This window comes from Geomonas subterranea (assembly GCF_019063845.1).
In the GTDB taxonomy this organism is placed as follows: domain Bacteria; phylum Desulfobacterota; class Desulfuromonadia; order Geobacterales; family Geobacteraceae; genus Geomonas; species Geomonas subterranea.
Genome location: NZ_CP077683.1, coordinates 2,914,363 through 2,934,453 on the forward strand (window position 1 = coordinate 2,914,363; position 20,091 = coordinate 2,934,453).

The following is a 20,091-nucleotide window of genomic DNA, read 5'->3' on the forward strand; positions in this document are numbered from 1 at the left end:
CGTTCGCGCCCAGTTTGTGGTAACTCCGGCAGGGCCGGTCGTTTCTTCTCTATATGCATCCCCAATAAAGATCCGGGGCTGGCAAGATTAATGAAAACCGAGTGATTATAGCAGAGTTTTTTTCTACCGCACCATAAAAAAGCATAGTGACCACGCGACATTGTGCCGCGCCGATCAGTGCCGCTACCTCTTTTGGCTATGACGCCACCTTCCACATGAGTACACGCCAGCGGCAATGCACATGAAAAATGTTGCCAATTCAAGGAGTTATCGTGGCGCGAGCGTTCGGCGCGCCCGCCCGATCGACCACCGGCCGCAGCCGGACATCTGTTCATCACGCGCGCCGTTAAAAACCCGGCCGCATTGATCCCTCCGACACATAGCGTCACATACCTCTCCCCATGGGCGAGATCCCTCGCCTTCCGTGAGACTACTCACCTTCTGGGGAGATACTCGCCTTATAGAGAGGTCTCGCCTTCTGGGGAAATCCTTGCCTCCAGAGAGGTCCTCGCCCGTCCCCCTCCCGCAGGGGGAGGGGGGATCACGTACAAGATTCCCCGGTATTCTCCGGGGGGAGGTGTCACACCTTTCCGTCCAATAGCCTTTATTTACAAACAGGGCTTGGTGGCGCCCCCCCTTCTGAGGCCCGCGCGATCAACCCGTCACTCCTGTTCCCGCACCATACCTGCAATTACCTGTTTATGGCGGTCAAGAATTGTGTTATGGATTCATCTGCCGGCCGCTTCCGGCCGGACCACGCCAGAAGGTGGTGCCATGCAGGGACCCAGAATCGACGTCACAGCACTCAACCCCATCTATCTCGAGATTGGGGCGGCGGTCCAGGACTGCCAGAGGATCGAGCTGTACATATCCTTCATAGTGACGCTCCTCATTGACCTGAGCGACGGCGACCTGACCGAGGACCAGTTCCGGGGATCGATGGAGTCGCTGGGGGCCCAGACCATGGGGCGCCTCATGGAGGAGATCAAGCAGAAGGTGGGCTTCACAGACGAGTCGGTGCACGCGCTCAGGAAGGCGCTCAAGGCCAGGAACTTCCTGATCCACCGTTTCTACAACGAGCGCTCCGACCTGCTTTTGAGCAACGAGGGGCGTGAAAAGGCGCTGCGGGAGATCCGCGCCAAGAGGACAGCGCTCAACACCGCCAACGCCATGCTCGATCCCGTCATGAAGGACCTGATCAGGCTCAAGGGGATCGACATGGACCAGTTCAGGGCCGAACTCGAACAACAGTTTGAGACCTGAAGAGACACACCAAGGAGAAGAGATCAGATGCTGCGCGATACTCAGACCATCGGCACCATGGCCCACGTCATCCAGCTCTCTGTCGCGCCCGTTTTCCTGCTCACCGCGATCGGCACCATGCTGAGCGTGATGACCAACCGGCTCGCCCGCGTCATCGACCGCGCCCGTTACCACGAGGCCAAACTGGAAGGCGCCGGCCCCGACGCGATCCCCCGGCTGCACCTCGCCCTCGCCGTCCTCAAGCGCCGCGCCGATCTCATCGGTCACGCGATCTTCTTGTGCACCGCCACCGCTGTGCTGGTCTGCACCGTCATCGCCATGCTCTTCATCGGCGATTACCTTCGCTACGACATTTCGCTCCCGGTCGCACTGCTGTTCATCTTCGGGATGATCCTGATGGTGTCGGGGCTGGTCTGCTTCCTGCGCGAGATCTTCATCGCCAAGGCGAGCCTCCAGATCGGCCCCAACCAGGACGTCACCCGGCGCCACTGACAAGGAGGCAGCAGATGGACATCCCGGTCTTCGACAGCCACTTCCACATCATCGACCGCCGGTTTCCGCTGGTGGAGAACCAGGGGTTCCTTCCCGACGACTTCACCTGCGAGGACTACCTGCGGCGCACCGCCAACCTGCACCTCGCCGGGGGGGCCATCGTCTCCGGTTCGTTCCAGGCCATGGACCAGTCCTACCTGGAAGACGCCCTCGCGACGCTTGGGCCCTGTTTCGTCGGGGTGACCCAGCTGCCGGCGGGGGTGAGCGACGAAGAGGTGCTGCGCCTGAACGGGGTGGGGGTGCGCGCGGTGCGCTTCAACATCAAGCGGGGGGGCTCGGAAAAGGTTGAGCACCTGGAGCGGATGGCACGCCGGGTCCACGAACTGGCAGGGTGGCACGTCGAGCTCTACGTCGACTCCCGCGAACTCCCCGCGCTCGCCCCCATACTGTCCCGGCTTCCCGCCGTAAGCATCGACCACCTCGGGCTCTCCGGCAGCGGACTTCCCGCCCTGTTGTCGCTCGTGGAGCGCGGTGTCCGCGTGAAGGCCACCGGCTTTGGCAGGGTCGACTTCGACGTGGCCGGCGCGGTCAGGGATATCTGCCGCGCCAACCCGGATGCCCTCATGTTTGGCACCGACCTCCCCTCTACCCGCGCCCCGCGCCCCTACCACGACCGGGACCTGCGCCTCATACTCGACACGCTCGACCTCGACCTCGCGCGCAAGGTACTTTGCCAGAACGCGATTGACTTTTATCGTCCCGCGTCCAGTCAAAGTCACCAAAGTAATGAGGGTTTATTTGCGGTATTAGTTTAAAATAATTTTGACTTTGCAGGATTTTATATTAAAAACAAACAGCATCTTACACTTCAGATACAGACGGCACGACAACATGTAACCTTTTACAGATACTTTCTATATCCCTCATGCAGATGTAATGGTTATTGCGATGGCTGAAATCTTCTTCATAGCCAGTGATGAACGTGCACTCGATCTTATCGAGAGCCTGCGCATTCAGTCTCCGAAAAGCCTCACCTTCGAGACGGACCTCCCCAGTGCCATGAGGCGTCTGCCCAAGGAACACCCGCACTACGTCTTCATCCAAAGCAGCCTCGACGGGGTACCGGGCGAGGAGATCGCCGCCCAGACCAGGGCGCTGGTCGCCGACCCCTCGGTGCAGTTGGTCCTCCTCGCTGACGGGGAGCCGCCGGGAAGCCCGCCTACTGGCTTTGACCGCGCCTTCAACCTCGCCCTCCCCACCTCGCGCCTGAGCGAAGATGTGATGCAACTGCTGACGGCGGAAGCCGTTTTCGGGGTGCAGCCCAGGACTTCGACCGACTTTTCCGACCTCTCCGACCTTGCCGACCTTCCCGACCTCTTCGTAATAGATGAAAAGGCCGAATTCGAGATTCCCGACTTTGACGACGCAGCCTTCGAGCCGCACCTCGCCACGTTGTGGCCGGACCAGCCAGTGCGCGGTCCCGTCATCGAGGCAACAGCGCCCCCCCCGCCAGTGTTCGAAGCAACCGCGCCCGCGGACGAGATCGTTTTTTTAGCATCCGCACCGGAGCCGTCTCCTGTGCCGCCCCCGCCACTCCCGCCGCTGGAGACCGTGCAGGCGGCGCCCACCCCCCCGGCTCCCGAGCCCCAATCCGAAACGGCCGTGCCGCGCGCCGCCAAACCGTCGAGCCCCCGCAAGTCTCTGTACCCGACTCCGGATCAGATCTACCGCAAGCCGCCGGAGCTGTGCGGCGAGGCGCTGGAAGAAGAAGATGAAACGCCCCTATCCTCCGACACGGAGATCAGCAGGAACCCGCGGAGGCTCACCACCGCTCTTGTGGGTCTCGGCATTCTGGTACTTGCGATGGGGGTCGTGGTCTGGCAGCGGTCAAAGCCGGAACCGGCGCCTCCCGCGCCCCGGAGCGCCCTCCCCCCGGTAGCCGTGGCACCCGCTCCTCCCGCGGCGCATCCCGCCCCGGCCGCAGTCCCACCCGCTCCTCCGGCGGCGCAGCCTGCCCCGGCGGCGCGCAAAGCCAAGGCCGCACTCCCCGGTTTCGTCCCGAAGGTACCCGCCGATGCCGCCTACGCAGCGGCCCATCCCGGATGGGAGCTGTACCGGGGAGGCGGTAAGCAGTTCAGGATCTACCGTGAGCAGGGAACGGTCAGAGCGATCCAGGTACTCGCCGACGGGGAAGGTTCACTCGACGAGACCCTTTTAAAGAGCTACTTCAAGGAGGCAACCGGGGCCGACCTTCCCGGCAAAGGGGAGACAAGAGAAGAGAGAGGTCTCACCGTGGAAACCAGAAAAGCCGGTAACGGCGCCGAAATCGCGATCTACCGCGACGCGGCGGACCGGCTTGTCCGGGGGGTCGTGCTGCAGCTTCCCGGGACCGGGCGCTAAGTAAGGCTCCACGGCGACAATCACCTACACGTAGTTTTGTCATGTCATTGCATTTGGCGTAACCATTTCAATCGGGAGTTTGCATGCTGGTTAGTCTCGACAAGAAGCAGCTGGGCCTGGCCCTGATCCTGCTGGCCGCTTTTCCGTTAACCTCGTATTCCATCGACAAGAAGTTCGAAATCGAACCGGCAGCCCTGGCCAAGAAGTACCCCATGCCGGCTCCCGCCCCGAAAACGAAACCGGCCCCGAAGGGCTCCGGGACGGTCACCTACAAGGTGAAACGGGGCGACTTCCTGTACCGTGTGCTGGCCCGGGAGTACGGCATCACCGGGGACCGGGCCGATGCGGTGGCCCTCAGGGTCCAGGCCGCCAATCACCTCGCGGACATCCGCAGGCTGCAGGTGGGAACCACACTGTTGATCCCGATCGACCCGGCCGGTCACAAGCCAAAGACGCGCCGGACCACCAAGATAGCGGCCGCCAAACCGGGCAGGGGCACCAACGAGGCCCAGGGCGCCACCGTCATGTTCTTCAAGGCACCCGCGACGCAACCGGCGGGCCTGCCGGGTCCGGCAAGCAACCCGGAGGCGGTGCAGGACGCGGCGAAGGTCTGGCCCCAGCTCGTTCCCGACGCGCCGTCGAGCAAGGCCCAGCTCGATTACCTCTCCAGCGCCTTCTCCCTGTCGCTCGACCCGCAGCGTTACCCGGTGCTGGCTGGCCAGGACGGCGGCACCATCCTCGTCGACGCCGGCGGCTCGCTTCCGCCGCTGGTGAAGTCGCTGCTCCAGGAGAAAAACCCGCAGTTGAGCGTTGTGTCGGAGCGCCCTGACAATCCCCGCGCCTTTTACCGCGCCCTCTTGAACGCCGCCCGCTTCTATTCCTTCGAAGAGGACTTCCTGGTCGACTTCGGTACCGACTGCAAGGTCATCGTTCAGGCGGACTTCAAGATAGAGAAGAGCCAGGACAGCCTGCTGCGCCAGGACATCACCCTGCTCAAGGTCCCGGGCAAGCGTCCCGCCACCCCGCAGGCGCTGGTCCGTCTCCTTGCGTCACACGGCTTCAAGCTGGTGGAGACGCCGTCCACCGCCCCCATCATCACCGGGAGGCCGGACGACAGCGTGCTGTACCAGATTCCGGAGAAGGATCCCAGGGGGATAGCGGACGCGCTGCTGGAAGCCCTGGGCATCAGGTTCCAGACTGACAAGAGCATCGACCTCTATGCCGACGACAACAACGGGGTGCGGCTGGAAATCCCCGTGTACCGCTACTTCGAGAAGAACGGCAGGCGTTACGTGCTGGCGCGTTTCCAGGGAGACCCCCTGGGCGATTCGCTCACCAACCTGCTGGAAGCCAAGGGGTATCAAGTAATAGCGATACAGGACCACGACGATCTGCAGAGCCTGTCCGACAAGCTGTTTAACCGGCTGGACGTCGCGGGGCGCTACGGCGAGCAGGACCTGTGGTCGCTGTGGGAAAAGGGATACGGTGTGCGGATGGCAGGCGTGATGCTCAACGACGCCAAAGGGGGGAGGATCTTCATCACGGACCGCAAGGTTGATCCGCTGGTGCGGGAGCTGGCAAAATTGAACGGCTACAAGCAGGAAACGCGGTAGCCGTTCGCGCCCTCAAGACTTTATGCAGATCTCAGCGGCCGGGTCAGTCCCGGCCGTGCTGTTTGTAGGCATTCTGCAAAAGCTCCATCTGATCGCGGTTCATGATGGACAGGAACCACTTCTGGTACGATTCGGTGAACTGCACCACCTTCTCTATCGTGATCCGGTCCAGGGTCCGTTCCAGGTCCATGGCAAGCTGGAGAGCCTCCCGGACCTCGGGGGGCTCTTCTTTTACCACGTCCAGCGAGGCGCGGACCTTGGCAAGGACCTCCTCTGCCTCCGCCAACTCCAGATGCACCCCCGCTATCACATCGTCCAGCGCCAGCTTCCCGACCAGGGTCAGGAGCCTGGCCCGGTTCTCACGCTCCAGGGCGCTCTTCAGCCAGATGTAAAAAATCTCACGATCGTCCTTGAACTGGTTGGCGAAGTGATGGTAAAGCTCGGCGCAGGCGAACTCCGCCTTCTCGCACACTCCTAAAACCTGGCTGGCACCTGCAGCTACCTGGAACGCTATCGCTTTTTCCATTCTGGAATCCTCCATTCGAAAAACACAATAATTACATATCATTACACAGCAATTCCTACCATCCCCCCCAGGTCGCACCTCTGACGGCAGGATCTGTACCGGGCAGAGTGCTTCAGCAACAGGTACTCCCGCGGAGGTTGCGGCATCGGTGTGGGTCTGGAGGCGGGCGGAAGAGGCGGTTACTTACTCCCCGGACAGGTGAAGGAAGCAGTCCGCACGGTACAGGGAGGCATCCGCGGCGAACCTGGAACGAGGAAATGCACGTAAAAAATCGTTGAACCTGGCCAGGGCCTCGCGGTAGTCATGGCCCAGATATGCCCGCTGGCCCATCTGAAAAAGATCCTGTTCGCCCGGCTTGGCGGGGGTTGACTCGCCCGGGGTGGCTTGCTTCGCCGCTGTCCGGCGCCCGGCATGGCTGCTGCGGGTTTTCGTCTTGCCCGGCCGCCCCGGAGGCACCGGGACCAGCAGCTTCTCACCGGGGTGAATCAGGTCCGGGTTCTTGATCCTGTTGAAGACGAGCATCTGGGGGAAGTAGTCAGACACCCCAATGTGCTTTCTGGAGAGCTTGGCGAGCGTGTCTCCGCGTTTGACGGTCACCGTCCGGACCAGGACCCCTTCCCTGGGAGACGCCGGTGCGTCCGCGCCGGTGGTCTCTTTGGGCGTATAGAGCAGCATCTCTTCCGCGTGCCCGGCAGTGCCGCAGGCAAGCGAAAGGAGAGTGCCGAGGGTGACGATGCGGCGGTTTGCCATCTCAGTACCTGTTCCCGAGGAGGTCCTGGTAGGTCAGCGAGTTCTTCATCTGTACGCTGGTGCCGACGGCGATACCCGGTTTGACACGATAGGTTACCTTGATGTTGCGCTTCTCGCCAGCGCCGAGTTCGTCGATGCGCCAGACATATATGCCGTTATCGAACCTGCTGAAGGACGGGTCCGCCGCGACCAGTTCGAGCTGGGGCGGAAGGGCGCTCTGCAGGATGACCTGCTTGGCGAGGTTCGAGCCGCGGTTGACGCAGTTGAGCTCCAGCGAAGAGACCTCGCCCGGCTTGAGCTTGCCGCCACGGGCCGCCAGACTCAATTCCAGCACCGGCCGGGAGTAGGCGAGCTGCAGGTGGACGGCGGCGGAGCGGTCGCCCGCGTTTTCCGATTCGAACCGGACCGAGGCGGAAGCCACAGCCCCGTCGGCCGCGCTTGCCGGTGTCTCGATCTCAAGGACGACATACGCCTCTTCCTTGGGGGACAGGGGGCCGACATGGTTGATGATCGGCTCGCTTGCCTGCCGCTTGCCGTCACGGTTCGCGTCCTCGAAGAAGTTGTAGGTGGCTTGGGCCGGGACGCTCGCCTTGATGGAGAAGACCTCCCTGGCGTTGCCGGTGTTGGTCACGATGAGCGGAACGGATACGGTCTGCCCGGGGATGACCACCAGCTTGCCGGCGCCGGTCCTGGCGGTGACACCGCTCACCCGCTGCACGACCGTCGTGGCGGACACGAAGGATTCCTTCTTGTTCAGGCCGCCGTTGAGGAGGTCCGCCCTGACGAACAACTCCTGGTCCGCCAGCGCCTCTTCCTTCAGCCGGAAGGTGACGTTGAGGTCCTGGCTCTCGCCGGACTTGAGCCGCATGCCGTCCATGACCAGTGCGCCCTCTTCCTGCTTGAATCCGGAGGGCAACGCGACGGCTTCATACTGCGGCGGGTAGTTGAGCCGGAAGGTTACGCCGCGAGCCGCCGCACTACCGATGTTGAGCAGGGAAATGCGGTAAGCAACCTTCTCCCCCGGCAACAGCCTGGTCTTATCCGTCTTCACCACGCCCCTGAGCAGCGGAGCGGAAGTTACCAGGGCGATTTCCCTGGTCTGGGAAGCCTCCCGCGCCAAAGAAGAGGTGACCTTCACGGGGTAGCTGTTCTTCTGCCCGTCGATATTGCCGCGCGGGATGGTGCCGACTCCCAGCGCCCGGAACTTCTCCCCTACGGCGAGAGCCGGTGTCTTGCTGATGGCGGCATCAGGATTGGATGCTGCGGCGAAATGGAAACCGTACTCCGACGGGAACCCCGACTCGAGATTGAAGCTGTCGCTACCGTTGCCGGTGTTGACGATGACCATCGGGATAGCGAATGCCTTGCCTGCCTCCAGCGTCTCGGCGGCAGCTCCGATTTCCACATCGAGATCGGCGAACTGGGCCACTTCGATCTCGAAGACCTGGGTCACCTCGCCCGCAGCGCCTGGTGTTCCGGTCCTCCTGACGGCGGGGTATTCGATCCCCATCTGCAGCAGCTTGGCCGATGCGTTGGACGCGGCAGGAGTGCCGGGATAACGGTCGATGACGTCTTTATAAGCCGCGATGGCCTTCTTGCGCAGAGCTGCCGATTTCCCCTTTTCCGCAGCGGGCTTTTTGGCCTTGGCCATCTTCTTTGTCTCAGTCTTCTGGGCTACCTTCTCAGCGGCAGCTTTCTCAGCGGCAGCTTTCTCAGCGGCAGCTTTCTCAGCGGCAGCTTTCTCAGCGGCAGCTTTCTCAGCGGCAGCCTTCTCGGCGGCAGCCTTCTCGGCGGCGGCTTTCGCAGCGGCGGCGCTCTCAGCCGCAGCCTTGTCAGCAGCTGCTTTCGCGACAGCGGCTTTATCGGCGGCAGCTTTCTCGGCGGCAGCTTTCTCGGCAACGGCCTTCTCGGCGGCCTTGTCTGTGACAGGCTGCGCGGCGGCTTTCGACGTTGCGGCGATCGGCTGACCTTTCTGGTACTTGTCAGCAAGTTGGAGCAGTTCACCCTCGACCGTCGCCTTCAGCGGGCTCTCGGGATAGTCGTGGAGAAACTGCGCCATGTACTTGCCGGCCTCGGCGTTGTTGCCGACCTTGTAGTTGGCCCTGGCAAGCCAGAAGAGCGCCATATCCTTGAGCGGCGTGTCCGGGTACTTCTTGAGCAGCCCTGACATGTTGTCGATCGCGGTCTTATAGTCTCTTTTCTGATAGGCGTTGAACCCGGTGATAAAGATCTGTGAATCGTCAGAATCTAGAGAAAAGGCGGGCGCGGGCAGAAGGAGCGCTATGAGCAGCAGGACGGCTGTGATTTTCGGGAATGAGGCACGGAAAATCTTATAAAGATGCACGTGATGAACCTTTCCGGGCATAAGGTATAAAGCGTTGAACGTGTCGGAAAGTATCATCATAGACAACTATTGTCAACGCAGAATGCCCCCGCCCCCAATCCCTGTCAAACCTGTGTTTGCGGTACTTTGTGCCATTTACCGAAGCGATGCGGGCAGGGTGCCGGGAAGGGTGCGCGAGGATGCCGGGGGGGCTATGACGTGCATCGTTTTCACTTTACCTCGATGACGTTTTCCGCTACAGAGACATAGCAAAATCAGCGACAGGGACAACTGACCAAATTCGGGTACTAATGACACGTCTTATTCTCATCGGCATTTGTTCGGCCCTCTTCTTCAGCAGCACCTTTGTCCTCAATCGCGCCATGAGCCTTCAGGGTGGCCACTGGATCTGGACCGCCAGCCTGCGTTACTTCTACATGTTTTTCATGCTGAGCCTTTGGCTGGTGCTGGCGGGCAATTCGCGCCTGCTCCGGGGCGTCTTCGCCGCCTTCCGGGTCAACTGGTGCTTCTGGACCCTGGCTGGCAGCATCGGCTTTGGCGTGTTCTATTCGCTATTGACCTTCAGTTCGTCCTTCGCGCCCGGCTGGGTGGTGGCGACCACCTGGCAGTCCACCATCCTCGCCACGCCGCTGGTGCTGCTCTTGTTCGGCAAGCGGGTGCCGAGGCGCGGCATCGCCTTCACCGCCCTTATCTTCATCGGCATAGTCCTGGTGACGTGCGAACAGGCGTCAGCGGCGTCGATCCGGGAAACGGTGCTCGGCGTGGTGCCGGTGCTGGTGGCCGCGTTGGCCTATCCGCTGGGGAACCAACTGATCTGGGAGGCGCGCCACGGCAAGGTCGTCACGATTACCGACGCCAGCGCAGCCGTCCTCGACGACAGCGTCGCCCGTGTCCTGATCATGGTGCTCGGTTCCATCCCGTTCTGGATCGTGCTCACGCTCTGCGTGCAGCCTCCCGCGCCCTCCGGAGGGCAGTTGATCAACACGGCGGTGGTCGCCGTCTTCTCGGGTGTGATCGCCACCACACTCTTTTACAAGGCGCGCCACCTGGCCAAGACCCCTTTTGAACTCTCCGCCGTCGACGCCACCCAATCCACCGAAGTGATCTTCTCTTTGTTGGGCGAGATCCTTTTCCTTGGTGGAGCATGGCCTGGCGTGACGGGGATGGCCGGCGTAGCGCTTTCCCTGGTCGGTCTGGTACTTTATGTGAGGTCACAGACGGTAACGGATTGAGATGAACCGCGGCGGACGCCGCTCCCACTACAGAGACACCGGAGGTCGAGATGGCAATCAAGGAAGGCTGGCGCGGCAGGTTCTTCGAGGATTTTGAAGTAGGCGACGTCTATCCCCACCCGCTGGGGCGCACCATCACCAAGACCGATAACATCTGGTTCACGCTGCTGACCCAGAACACCGCGCCGGTCCACTTCGACCAGCACTATTCGGAGCAGACCGAGTTCGGCAAGCCGCTCGTTGACTCCACCCTCACCCTGGCCATCGTCACCGGCCAGAGCGTCACCGACGTCTCCCAGAACGTCTTCGCCAATCTCGGCTGGGACGAGGTCACCCTCCCCAACCCGCTCTTCGAGGGGGACACCCTGTACTCCCAGTCCGAAGTCCTCTCCAAGAGGGAATCGAAATCCCGCCCCAATCTCGGCATCGTGACGGTGAAGACCACCGGCTTCACTCAAAACGGCGACATCGTGATCAGCTTCAAGAGGACGCTGATGGTGTACAAGAAGGGGCACGAGCCGAAGATCGCCCGGCTGGAGCCGAAGGGGTAGCTGATTGACATCGTTGGCATTTTTGACTACGATCCAACCGAACTAAACACGAGGGAGGCACGTTTATGAGTAGCAGACCGAACCGGGAGGCGACCTGGAAACTGATCGGGGAATACCTCCCCAGCGACCAGATGAGAAGGCACTCCCTCGCGGTGGAAGCGGTGATGCGCCACATGGCGAAGAAGTACGGTGAGGATGAGGAAATGTGGGGCGTGATCGGCTTGGCGCACGACATCGACTACGAGCGCCACCCCGAAGAGCACTGCCACAAGGCCCCGGAGATCCTGAGAAACGCAGGATGGCCGGAGGAGTACATACGGGCGGTGGTTTCCCACGGCTGGGGGATCTGCACCGACGTCGAGCCGCTCACCCCCCTGGAGAAGACCCTTTTCACCATAGACGAGCTGACCGGGCTCGTGGCGGCCTCCGCGCTGGTGCGCCCGTCGAAGAGCATCCTGGACCTTCCGGTGAAGAGCGTGACCAACAAGTGGAAAGACAAGGCGTTCGCCGCCGGCGCCGACCGTTCCATCATCGAGAAGGGCGCCGCCATGATGGGTGTCGAGTTGAACGAGTTGATCGCCGACACCATCGAGGGGATGCGGGCCGAGGCCGAGGCCATCGGGCTCAAAGGGAATCTGTAGCAACAGCAGGATGCACAGCACCTCTGCCATACGTTCCCGCCCCCGGAGTGGGAAGGACAGGGAGGGGGCCTCGACCGGCACCTGTAGGGGCGAATAATCATTCGCCCACCTTCCCCGCCCCCCGGTGCTCTCGCGTGAACAATCGCCGGGGCCAGTGCGCAGGGCAAATAATTATTTGCCCCTACAGCAACGCAAGGAAAACTGTACCATCTACCGCACCTTAAAGGAGGAGCACCCATGTCTGCATTCCGCCCCCGCGGTCCCCGGAACGTGATGCCCAAAAGCGCCGAGGAGATCGACGAACTGGTGCGCAAGATGCGTGGTGAGCAGCAGCGTCCCGAGAACTACCGTGAGAAATCGCTCAAGCTGCATGGCTGGATCTGCGCCAAGTGCGGGCGCGAGTTCGAGCTCTCCAACCTGCACCTTTTGACCGTGCACCACAAGGACGGCAACCACAACTACAACCCGCCCGACGGCAGCAACTGGGAAAACCTCTGCGTCTACTGCCACGACGACGAGCACAGCCGCACCATCCTGGCGGATTACCTGGAAGGCAAAGACAAGAGATGAACAGGGACAGGGATGAAGGGGATAAAGGGGATTACGTCAAAGGGGATTCAGCAGTCTTTGCCTTTATCCCTTGTATCCCCTTCATCCCTGTTAGCCTGTATCCCGTGCATCCCCTTTATCCCTGTTTGACAAACTCCCGCCGCTAATCCTACAATGCCCCGTTATCCCCGGGGCCATAACCCGCCCCGCATGACCCAAAGGAAGGAAGCTCCCCATGCTGCACCTGAAGAAACTCTCCAAGGATTTTGCGGGCAAACCGCTCTTCACCGAGATCAACTGGCACCTGAAAAAGGGCGAACGCGTAGGCCTCGTCGGCGAGAACGGCGCCGGCAAGTCGACCCTGATGCGCATCATCGCCGGCGAGGTCGAAAGTAGCAGCGGCGAGATCCAGATCACCCGCGGCGGAACGGTCGGCTACCTGCCGCAGGACGGCATCGTCGCCAAGGGACAGCCGCTCTTCGCCGAGGTGATGACGGCTCTGTCGGAGCTGCAGGAGATCGAGCGTGAGATCGCGGAACTGACGGCCCGACTGGAGCGGGAGCCTCACGACGCGCCGGGGCACGACCAGCTCCTGGACCGCTTCGGCCACCTCCAGGAGGAGTTCCGCCTCAAGGGGGGGTACGCCATGGAGAGCGAGGTGGGCAACGTCCTCACCGGCCTCGGCTTCTCTCCGGCTGACTGGGAGAAGGAGTGCGGCGAGTTCTCGGGAGGGTGGCAGATGCGCATCGCACTGGCGAAGCTCCTCCTGAAAAAGCCGAACGTACTCCTTCTGGACGAGCCGACCAACCACCTGGACATAGAGGCGCGCAACTGGCTCGAAAGCTATCTGCAGGGGTACCCCTACTCCGTCATGCTGGTGTCCCACGACCGCTTCTTCCTGGACCAGGTCTGCTCGCGGATCGCCGAGGTCTGGAACCACGCCATCACCGATTACCACTGCAACTACAGCAACTACCTGGTGCAGCGCGAGGAACGGGTTTCCGCCCTGCGCGAGGCCAAGAAGCGCCAGGACGAGGAAGTGGAGAAGATGGAAGATTTCATCTCGCGCTTCCGGTACAAGGCGGACAAGGCCGCCATGGTGCAGTCCCGCATCAAGCAGCTGGAGAAGATAGAGCGCATCCTGCTCCCCCCGGAACGCAAGAAGATCCATTTCCGGTTCCCCACCGCTCCCAAAAGCGGCAAGACCGTGATGGAACTCTCCGGCGTGGTGAAAGCCTACGGGAGCAACGTGGTGCTGAATCAGGTCGATCTGACCGTGGAAAGCGGCGAGAGGATCGCGCTGGTCGGACACAACGGCGCCGGCAAATCGACCTTGATGCGCGTCCTGGCCAACGCCGACGTCACCTCCGGCACGGTGAAGGACGGCCACAACGTCATCAAGGACTACTTCGCCCAGGACCAGGCCCAGGAACTGGACGCCTCCCGCTCGGCGTACGACGAGCTGCTGGCCGACGCCCCTTACGACATGGTGCCGCAGTTGCGCGACATCCTGGGTGCCTTCCTCTTCTCCGGCGACGACATCCACAAGAAGGTCGGCGTCCTCTCCGGCGGCGAGAGAAACCGCCTGGCGCTCGCCAAGCTTTTGCTGCGCCCCGCCAACCTCCTTTTGATGGACGAGCCGACCAACCACCTCGACCTGTTCAGCAAGGATGTGCTCCTCGAGGCCCTCAAGAATTTCGGCGGAACCGTGGTCTTCGTCTCCCACGACCGGCACTTCATCGACGGCCTGGCCACCCGGGTGGTCGAGGTCGGCGGCGGCAAACTGGAGAGCTTCTACGGCGACTACGAGTACTACCTCGAGAAGACCGCCGGAGCGGCCGGAGCCCCCGGGCAGGACGGCCTGGGGCGGCTCACCCCGGGCAAGGGTGAGGAGAAACCGGTCGAGGCGGCAACGGAGCAACCCGACCAGCGCCTTTCCCGCCAGCAGCAGCGCGAACAGGACAAGCAGCGCCAGAAGGAGGAGCGGGCACGGGAGCGCAAGCTGGCGGAGATCGAAGAAAAGATCGGGGTGAAAGAAGGGGAACTCGCCAAACTGGAGGAGGAAATGGCTGCACCCGAATTCTTCGCCAACCACGAGGCGGCCCGCCTCGCCGGCGAACGCCACGCTGAACTCAGCACCGAAATCGCCGCGCTGTACGAAGCGTGGGAGGCCAGCTAAACGGGCAGTTCCAGGTTGACAGGTGGCGCTTATCCAGTAATCTTTTCAAATTCGCGCCCTCAACCAAGTATCTGGAAATACTGCCATGACAGAGAACGTCACCATCAACATGCCGGAGATCGTCCCGCTGTTTCCCCTGCGGGAGATCATTGCCTTCCCCTACATGGTCTTCACCATCTTCCTGAAACAGGAGGATATGCCCCCCTTCGAAGAGGCGGTTCTCTTCAACAACCTGGTGGCCCTGGCGAAGCTTAAACAGGAGCCGACCGGGGAATTGTTCTCGGCGCTGCACGAGATCGGCACACTCTGCAAGGTGGTGCAGATCAACAAGCTCGCCGGCGGCGGCGCCAAGGTCGTCCTCGAGGGCGTGATACGGGTCCGGGTGCTGGCCATCGTACAGCAGACCCCGGTGGCGCTGTCGCGCCTCGAACCGGTGCGCGAGTTCGCGGAGAAATCGATGGTCTCCGAGGCGCTGGTCGGCAGCCTGAACGCTCTCCTCAAAATCGCCCTCTCCTACGGCCGCCCCCTTCCCGACGACGTGATGAAGATGATCGACTTCATCGACAACCCCGCGCGCCTCTCCGACCTGGTGGCGCTCTACCTGAACCTCCCCATCGACGAACTGCAAAAGTTGCTGGAGACCACCGACCCGCTCGAGCGGCTCAAAAAGGTCTACATGCACCTGACCAACGAGGTGCAGCGGCTGCAGATCAAGGGAGAGGTGCAGGCGGAGGTCACCAAGAAGGTCGGCAAGAGCCAGAAGGAATTCCTGCTGCGCGAGCAGATGAAGCAGATTCAGGAGGAGTTGGGCGAGGAGGATTCCCGCCAGGGCGAAACGACGGAGCTCCGGAGCAAGATCGAGAGCGCCAAGATGCCCGAGGACGTCCGCAAGATCGCCGAAAAGGAAATGCGGCGGCTGGAGCGGATCAATCCCGCCTCCCCCGAGTACACGGTCTCCCGCACCTACCTCGACTACCTGACCACCATCCCGTGGCAGACCAGCACCCCGGACAACAAGGACATCAACCAGGCCGAGGCGGTCTTGAACGAGGACCACTACGACCTGAAGAAGGTGAAGGAAAGGATCCTCGAGTACCTGGCGGTACGGGCACTGAAAGACAAGATGAAGGGCCCCATCCTCTGCTTCGTGGGCCCTCCGGGTGTCGGCAAGACCAGCCTGGGCAAGTCCATCGCCAGGACGCTTGGGCGCAAGTTCATACGCATCTCGCTGGGCGGTATGCGCGACGAGGCGGAGATCCGCGGGCACCGGCGCACCTACATCGGCGCGCTCCCCGGCCGCATCATCCAGGAGATCAACCGCGCCGGCTCCAACAACCCGGTCTTCATGCTGGACGAGGTGGACAAGATCGGCGCCGATTTCCGCGGCGACCCGGCGAGCGCCCTTTTGGAGGTGCTGGACCCGGAGCAGAACTTCTCGTTCACCGACCATTACCTCGACGTCCCGTTCGACCTGACCAACGTGATGTTCATCACCACGGCCAACCAGCTCGACCCGATCCCGGCGCCCCTGAAGGACCGCATGGAGGTGATCACCCTTTCCGGCTATACCGACGAGGAGAAGCTGAACATCGCCAAGAAGTACCTGATCGCCCGCGAGGTGGAGGAAAACGGGCTCGCCAACATGGTCCCGGAGTTCACCGACGAGGCGATCTACCGGGTCACCCACGATTACACGCGGGAGGCCGGGGTCAGGAATCTGCAGCGCAACATCGCCTCCATCTGCCGCAAGATCGCCAAGGAGGTGGCCCAGGAGAAGCCGCTGCGCACCCTGGTCGATCCGGACACGGTCTCCGAGCTCCTCGGCCCGCCCAAGTTCTTCGACGAGGTCGCCTCCGAGAAGGACCGCATCGGCGTCGCCACCGGGCTCGCCTGGACCGAGAGCGGCGGGGACATCATCTTCGTGGAAGCCACCAAGATGAAGGGTAAGGAAGACCTGATCCTGACCGGGTCGCTGGGGGAGGTGATGAAGGAATCCGCCCGCGCCGCCCTCTCCTTCGTCAAGGCCAACTGCACCGAACTCGGCATCGAGAAAAAGGCCTTCGACGACACCACGCTGCACATCCACGTTCCCGCCGGAAGCATCCCCAAGGACGGTCCCTCCGCCGGGATCACCATTGCCACCACCATCGTGTCGCTCTTCTCCGGCCGTCCGGCGAAGCGGGACGTCGCCATGACCGGCGAGATGAGCCTCACCGGGCGGGTGCTCGCCATCGGAGGCCTGAAAGAGAAGGTGCTCGCCGCCCGCCGCGCCGGGGTGAAAAAGGTGCTGGCACCGGCCAAGAACAAGAAGGATCTGGAGGATATCCCGGAAAACGTGAAAGAGGAGCTGCAGTTCTTCTTCGTGGAGGACATCCGCGAGGTGTTCGCCCAGGCGTTGAAGTAGGCCCCCCGATTCTTCCTCGCCGCATCCCCAATCCCGCGGGAGCACATCCCGCGGGATTTCTTGTCTCCTACCCCTTGCGCTTCAAAAGGACAAATGTTATCTTTTTTCTCGCTTCACATTAAAACCACTGAGCCGAGGTAGTCATGAAGTCAGTAGCACGATGCGTTGTCGTCCTTTCCATCCTCGTCAACGCCGCCACCTGCTTTGCCCAAGGGCTTGCCGAGCGGGTGCAGGAGCACACCCTGAAAAACGGGATGAAGCTTTTGATGGTCGAGCGGCACAACTCGCCCACGGTCGCGGCCTGGATCCGTTTCAAAGTGGGAAGCGTCGATGAGAGAAGCGACGAGCGCGGCCTCGCCCACCTCCTGGAGCACATGCTCTTCAAGGGGACCAAGACCCTCGGGACCAGGAACTACGCGGCCGAGAAACCGGTCCTCGACAGGATCGAGGCCACCGCTCAGCAGCTGATGGCCGAGAAGATCAAGCGCGAGCAGGCGGATCCCAGGCTGATCGAGAAGCTGACCGCGGAACTGGCCGCACTGGAGAAGGAGGCCGAGCAGTACGTGGTCAAGGAGGAGTTCGCCGACATCTACTCGCGTAACGGCGGCTCCGGCTACAACGCCTTCACCAGCAAGGACGGCACCACCTACCTCATCAACATCCCAGCGAACAAACTGGAGCTGTGGGCGGCCATCGAGTCGGACCGGATGCAGAACGCGGTGCTCAGGGAGTTCTACACGGAGAGATCCGTGGTCATGGAGGAGCGGCGCCGCTCCTATGACGCGGAACCGGAAGGGAAGCTCTGGGAAACGTTCCTCGCCGATGCCTTCAACGCACACCCCAACGGCCAGCCCACCATCGGCTGGATGTCGGATATCGAGAACCTGACCCGGACCAAGGCGGAGAACTTCCTGCACAAGTACTACGCCCCGAACAACGCCATAGTGGCCATCGTCGGCGACATCGACCCGAAGCAGACCATCGCCCTGGTGGAGAAATACTTCGGCGGCATAAAACCTGGGACTCCCGTCCCGCCTGTGGCTGTAACCGAGCCCGAGCAGGCCGGCGAGAAGCGGACCGAGGTGATCGGCGACGCCGAGCCCGAGCTGATGATCGGCTACCACAAGCCGACCCTCCCCGCGCCCGACGACTACGTCTTCGACGTCATCGACATGCTGCTCACCAGCGGCCGCACCTCCAGGCTCTACAAGAAGCTCGTCATCGAGAAGAAGCTGGTCACCTCGGTCTCCTCCTTCGGGGCCCCGGGGAGCCGCTATCCCAACCTCTTCATCATCAACGCGACGCCGCGCGCGCCGCACACGGTGGCGGAGGTCGAGGAAGCGATCTACCAGGAGCTGGAGCGCTTAAAGACCGAGCCGATGAACCACGAGGAGCTGCAGCAGATCCTGAACCAGCTCGAGTTCGAGGAGTCGCGCCAGATGGCCTCCAACGGCGGTCTGGCCCGTAACCTCACCGAGTACGAGGCGATTGCCGGCACCTGGCGCTACCTCATCGAGCACCGCCAGAAGGTGGCGAAGATCACGCCCGAGGACGTGATGCGCGTGGCCAGACAGTACTTCACGCGCCAAAACCGCAACGTCGGCTACCTCACCAAGGCCGAGGGGGGGGAGAGTAAGTAATGATTTCCATAGTTAACCGGTTGTTCAGCGCAGTAAGCCAGTCCCGTTTCGCCGCCTTCGCCCTTCTGCTCGTCTTCAGTTGCGCCGCGTCCGAGGCCGGCGCCGCGAAATCCAGCGCCATGGCGGAAGCCAGGATCGACAATACCGTCAGGACCGAGACGCTCGCCACCCCGCGCAACATGACCTTCCCGCCGCTTAAGTTCCAGCTCCCCAAGAGCGAGCGCGTGCAGCTTAAAAACGGGATGGTGGTGTATCTCCTTCAGGACCGCGAACTTCCGATCGTGAACCTGACCAGCTACCTGAATGTCGGCAGCCTCTACGAGCCGGACGCAAAGGTGGGACTCGCTGCGCTGACCGGCGCCACCCTGAGAAGCGGGGGCACCCTGAAGACCGCCCCCGAAAAGCTGGACCGGGAGCTGGAGTTCATGGCCTCCTCCATCGAATCGGGCATGAACGCGGACAACGCCAGCGTCTCCTTCTCCACGCTCTCCAAAAACCTGGACCGCACCCTCACGCTGTTTGCCGAGGTGGTCAGGGAACCGGCCTTCGATCCCGCACGGTTCGATCTGGCGAAGAGCCACGCCATCGAAGGGATCAGGCGCCAGAACGACGACCCGAAAGCGGTGGCCGGGCGTGAACTGAGCCGCGCCATCTACGCCGGCCATCCGCTGGGGCGCATCCCGACGGTCGCCACCGTGAACGCCATCACCCGCGACGACCTGATCGCCTTCCACAAGCGCTACTTCTACCCGGCCAACATGATCGTAGCGGTCTCCGGCGACTTCGACCGGGCCGAACTACTGAAGAAACTCGAGACCCTCTTCGGCGACTGGCCCAACCAGACCGCGCCCTTCCCGGTCATCCCGAAACCGGGCGAGGAGATGACCCCGGCGGTGCTGCACGTGCAGAAAGAGGTGAACCAGTCCGTGATCCGCATGGGGCACCTCGGCATCGACAAAAACAACCCGGACCTCTACGCCATCAAGGTGATGGATTACATCCTGGGGGGAGGCTTCACCTCGCGGCTCACCCAGGAGATCCGCTCCAACCAGGGGCTCGCCTACAACGTGGACGCCTACTTCGATCCGGGGCGACGCTTCAAGGGGACCTTCATCGCCGAGACCGAGACCAAGGTGGAATCGACGGCGCGCACCATCAGGCTTTTGGAATCCATCATCACCGGGATGACTACGGCCGAGGTCTCCGAGGCCGAGCTGCAACTGGCCAAGGAATCCATCATCAACTCCTTCATCTTCGCCTTCGAGCGGAGCAGCGCCGTCGTCGCGCAGCAGGCACGACTGGAATTCTACGGGTATCCCAAGGGGTACCTGGAGAACTACCGCGACAACATCGCCCGGGTCACCCGTGCCGACGTGCTTCGGGTGGCAAAGCAGTACCTCCGGCCCGACGTGATGAAGCTCGTGGTGGTGGGGGACGAGAAGAAGTTCGACCAGCCGCTTTCCGTCTTCGGAAAGGTGCAGGAAATAAAGCTCAACAACAAATAGGA

General features: G+C 62.1%; 16 protein-coding genes. 13 read left to right on the top strand and 3 right to left on the bottom strand.

What is annotated here, in order from left to right:
- Nucleotides 1-774: 774 nt before the first annotated feature.
- The 5 genes from KP001_RS12660 (at nt 775) to KP001_RS12680 (ending at nt 5,768) form a co-directional block, all read left to right on the top strand.
- Nucleotides 775-1,263 (top strand): hypothetical protein, encoded by a 489-nt coding sequence (locus KP001_RS12660; protein WP_217285996.1) that lies wholly within the window; start codon nt 775-777, stop codon nt 1,261-1,263.
- Nucleotides 1,264-1,290: 27 nt separating this feature from the next.
- Nucleotides 1,291-1,755, top strand: a complete 465-nt coding sequence (locus KP001_RS12665) for a DUF2721 domain-containing protein (RefSeq protein WP_217285997.1) — start codon at nt 1,291-1,293, stop codon at nt 1,753-1,755.
- A 14-nt stretch (nt 1,756-1,769) separates the two neighbouring features.
- Complete coding sequence (locus tag KP001_RS12670; protein ID WP_217285998.1) at nt 1,770-2,570, top strand: amidohydrolase family protein; 801 nt, start codon at nt 1,770-1,772, stop codon at nt 2,568-2,570.
- A gap of 133 nt (nt 2,571-2,703) precedes the next feature.
- Complete coding sequence (locus KP001_RS12675; RefSeq protein ID WP_217285999.1) at nt 2,704-4,155, top strand: hypothetical protein; 1,452 nt, start codon at nt 2,704-2,706, stop codon at nt 4,153-4,155.
- 83 nt (nt 4,156-4,238) lie between these two features.
- Nucleotides 4,239-5,768, top strand: a complete 1,530-nt coding sequence (locus KP001_RS12680) for a LysM peptidoglycan-binding domain-containing protein (RefSeq protein ID WP_217286000.1) — start codon at nt 4,239-4,241, stop codon at nt 5,766-5,768.
- Nucleotides 5,769-5,811: 43 nt separating this feature from the next.
- On the opposite strand, the gene KP001_RS12685 is transcribed toward KP001_RS12680, so the two are convergent.
- From KP001_RS12685 to KP001_RS12695, 3 genes are all read right to left on the bottom strand, one after another.
- Nucleotides 5,812-6,294, bottom strand: a complete 483-nt coding sequence (locus tag KP001_RS12685; RefSeq protein WP_217286001.1) for a rubrerythrin — start codon at nt 6,292-6,294, stop codon at nt 5,812-5,814.
- 183 nt (nt 6,295-6,477) lie between these two features.
- The gene (locus tag KP001_RS12690; RefSeq protein WP_217286002.1) at nt 6,478-7,044 is read right to left on the bottom strand and encodes a LysM peptidoglycan-binding domain-containing protein; all 567 of its coding nucleotides are present in this window, start codon (nt 7,042-7,044) and stop codon (nt 6,478-6,480) included.
- Nucleotide 7,045: 1 nt separating this feature from the next.
- Nucleotides 7,046-9,445, bottom strand: a complete 2,400-nt coding sequence (locus KP001_RS12695; protein ID WP_217289604.1) for a tetratricopeptide repeat protein — start codon at nt 9,443-9,445, stop codon at nt 7,046-7,048.
- Nucleotides 9,446-9,678: 233 nt separating this feature from the next.
- Between KP001_RS12695 and KP001_RS12700 the strand changes: the two genes are divergently transcribed.
- The 8 genes from KP001_RS12700 (at nt 9,679) to KP001_RS12735 (ending at nt 20,089) form a co-directional block, all read left to right on the top strand.
- A complete protein-coding gene (locus KP001_RS12700) occupies nt 9,679-10,620 on the top strand; it encodes a DMT family transporter (RefSeq protein ID WP_217286003.1) in 942 nt (313 codons plus the stop codon).
- Between the two features lie 50 nt (nt 10,621-10,670).
- Nucleotides 10,671-11,171, top strand: a complete 501-nt coding sequence (locus KP001_RS12705; RefSeq protein ID WP_217286004.1) for a MaoC family dehydratase — start codon at nt 10,671-10,673, stop codon at nt 11,169-11,171.
- A gap of 65 nt (nt 11,172-11,236) precedes the next feature.
- On the top strand, nt 11,237-11,812 hold the full coding sequence (locus KP001_RS12710) for an HDIG domain-containing metalloprotein (protein ID WP_217286005.1): 576 nt from the start codon (nt 11,237-11,239) through the stop codon (nt 11,810-11,812).
- Nucleotides 11,813-12,049: 237 nt separating this feature from the next.
- Nucleotides 12,050-12,382 carry a YajD family HNH nuclease gene (locus tag KP001_RS12715; protein ID WP_217286006.1) on the top strand — a complete coding sequence of 111 codons (333 nt, stop codon included), beginning with the start codon at nt 12,050-12,052 and terminating at the stop codon, nt 12,380-12,382.
- A 214-nt stretch (nt 12,383-12,596) separates the two neighbouring features.
- Entirely contained in the window at nt 12,597-14,540 is a 1,944-nt protein-coding gene (locus KP001_RS12720) for an ABC-F family ATP-binding cassette domain-containing protein (RefSeq protein WP_217286007.1), read from the top strand.
- A gap of 85 nt (nt 14,541-14,625) precedes the next feature.
- Nucleotides 14,626-16,944 carry an endopeptidase La gene (gene lon, locus KP001_RS12725; RefSeq protein ID WP_217286008.1) on the top strand — a complete coding sequence of 773 codons (2,319 nt, stop codon included), beginning with the start codon at nt 14,626-14,628 and terminating at the stop codon, nt 16,942-16,944.
- Nucleotides 16,945-17,087: 143 nt separating this feature from the next.
- Complete coding sequence (locus KP001_RS12730; RefSeq protein ID WP_217286009.1) at nt 17,088-18,584, top strand: M16 family metallopeptidase; 1,497 nt, start codon at nt 17,088-17,090, stop codon at nt 18,582-18,584.
- Nucleotides 18,584-20,089 (top strand): M16 family metallopeptidase, encoded by a 1,506-nt coding sequence (locus tag KP001_RS12735; protein WP_217286010.1) that lies wholly within the window; start codon nt 18,584-18,586, stop codon nt 20,087-20,089. Before KP001_RS12730 ends, KP001_RS12735 begins: the two co-directional genes overlap by 1 nt.
- The last annotated feature ends 2 nt before the right edge of the window (nt 20,090-20,091 follow it).

What these genes read in the sequence shown, in the direction of transcription:
- KP001_RS12660 (WP_217285996.1), top strand. Translation starts at nt 775, where the DNA reads ATGCAGGGACCCAGAATCGACGTCACAGCACTCAACCCCATCTATCTC.
- KP001_RS12665 (WP_217285997.1), top strand. Translation starts at nt 1,291, where the DNA reads ATGCTGCGCGATACTCAGACCATCGGCACCATGGCCCACGTCATCCAG.
- KP001_RS12670 (WP_217285998.1), top strand. Translation starts at nt 1,770, where the DNA reads ATGGACATCCCGGTCTTCGACAGCCACTTCCACATCATCGACCGCCGG.
- KP001_RS12675 (WP_217285999.1), top strand. Translation starts at nt 2,704, where the DNA reads ATGGCTGAAATCTTCTTCATAGCCAGTGATGAACGTGCACTCGATCTT.
- KP001_RS12680 (WP_217286000.1), top strand. Translation starts at nt 4,239, where the DNA reads ATGCTGGTTAGTCTCGACAAGAAGCAGCTGGGCCTGGCCCTGATCCTG.
- KP001_RS12685 (WP_217286001.1), bottom strand. Translation starts at nt 6,294, where the DNA reads ATGGAAAAAGCGATAGCGTTCCAGGTAGCTGCAGGTGCCAGCCAGGTT.
- KP001_RS12690 (WP_217286002.1), bottom strand. Translation starts at nt 7,044, where the DNA reads ATGGCAAACCGCCGCATCGTCACCCTCGGCACTCTCCTTTCGCTTGCC.
- KP001_RS12695 (WP_217289604.1), bottom strand. Translation starts at nt 9,445, where the DNA reads ATGATACTTTCCGACACGTTCAACGCTTTATACCTTATGCCCGGAAAG.
- KP001_RS12700 (WP_217286003.1), top strand. Translation starts at nt 9,679, where the DNA reads ATGACACGTCTTATTCTCATCGGCATTTGTTCGGCCCTCTTCTTCAGC.
- KP001_RS12705 (WP_217286004.1), top strand. Translation starts at nt 10,671, where the DNA reads ATGGCAATCAAGGAAGGCTGGCGCGGCAGGTTCTTCGAGGATTTTGAA.
- KP001_RS12710 (WP_217286005.1), top strand. Translation starts at nt 11,237, where the DNA reads ATGAGTAGCAGACCGAACCGGGAGGCGACCTGGAAACTGATCGGGGAA.
- KP001_RS12715 (WP_217286006.1), top strand. Translation starts at nt 12,050, where the DNA reads ATGTCTGCATTCCGCCCCCGCGGTCCCCGGAACGTGATGCCCAAAAGC.
- KP001_RS12720 (WP_217286007.1), top strand. Translation starts at nt 12,597, where the DNA reads ATGCTGCACCTGAAGAAACTCTCCAAGGATTTTGCGGGCAAACCGCTC.
- lon (WP_217286008.1), top strand. Translation starts at nt 14,626, where the DNA reads ATGACAGAGAACGTCACCATCAACATGCCGGAGATCGTCCCGCTGTTT.
- KP001_RS12730 (WP_217286009.1), top strand. Translation starts at nt 17,088, where the DNA reads ATGAAGTCAGTAGCACGATGCGTTGTCGTCCTTTCCATCCTCGTCAAC.
- KP001_RS12735 (WP_217286010.1), top strand. Translation starts at nt 18,584, where the DNA reads ATGATTTCCATAGTTAACCGGTTGTTCAGCGCAGTAAGCCAGTCCCGT.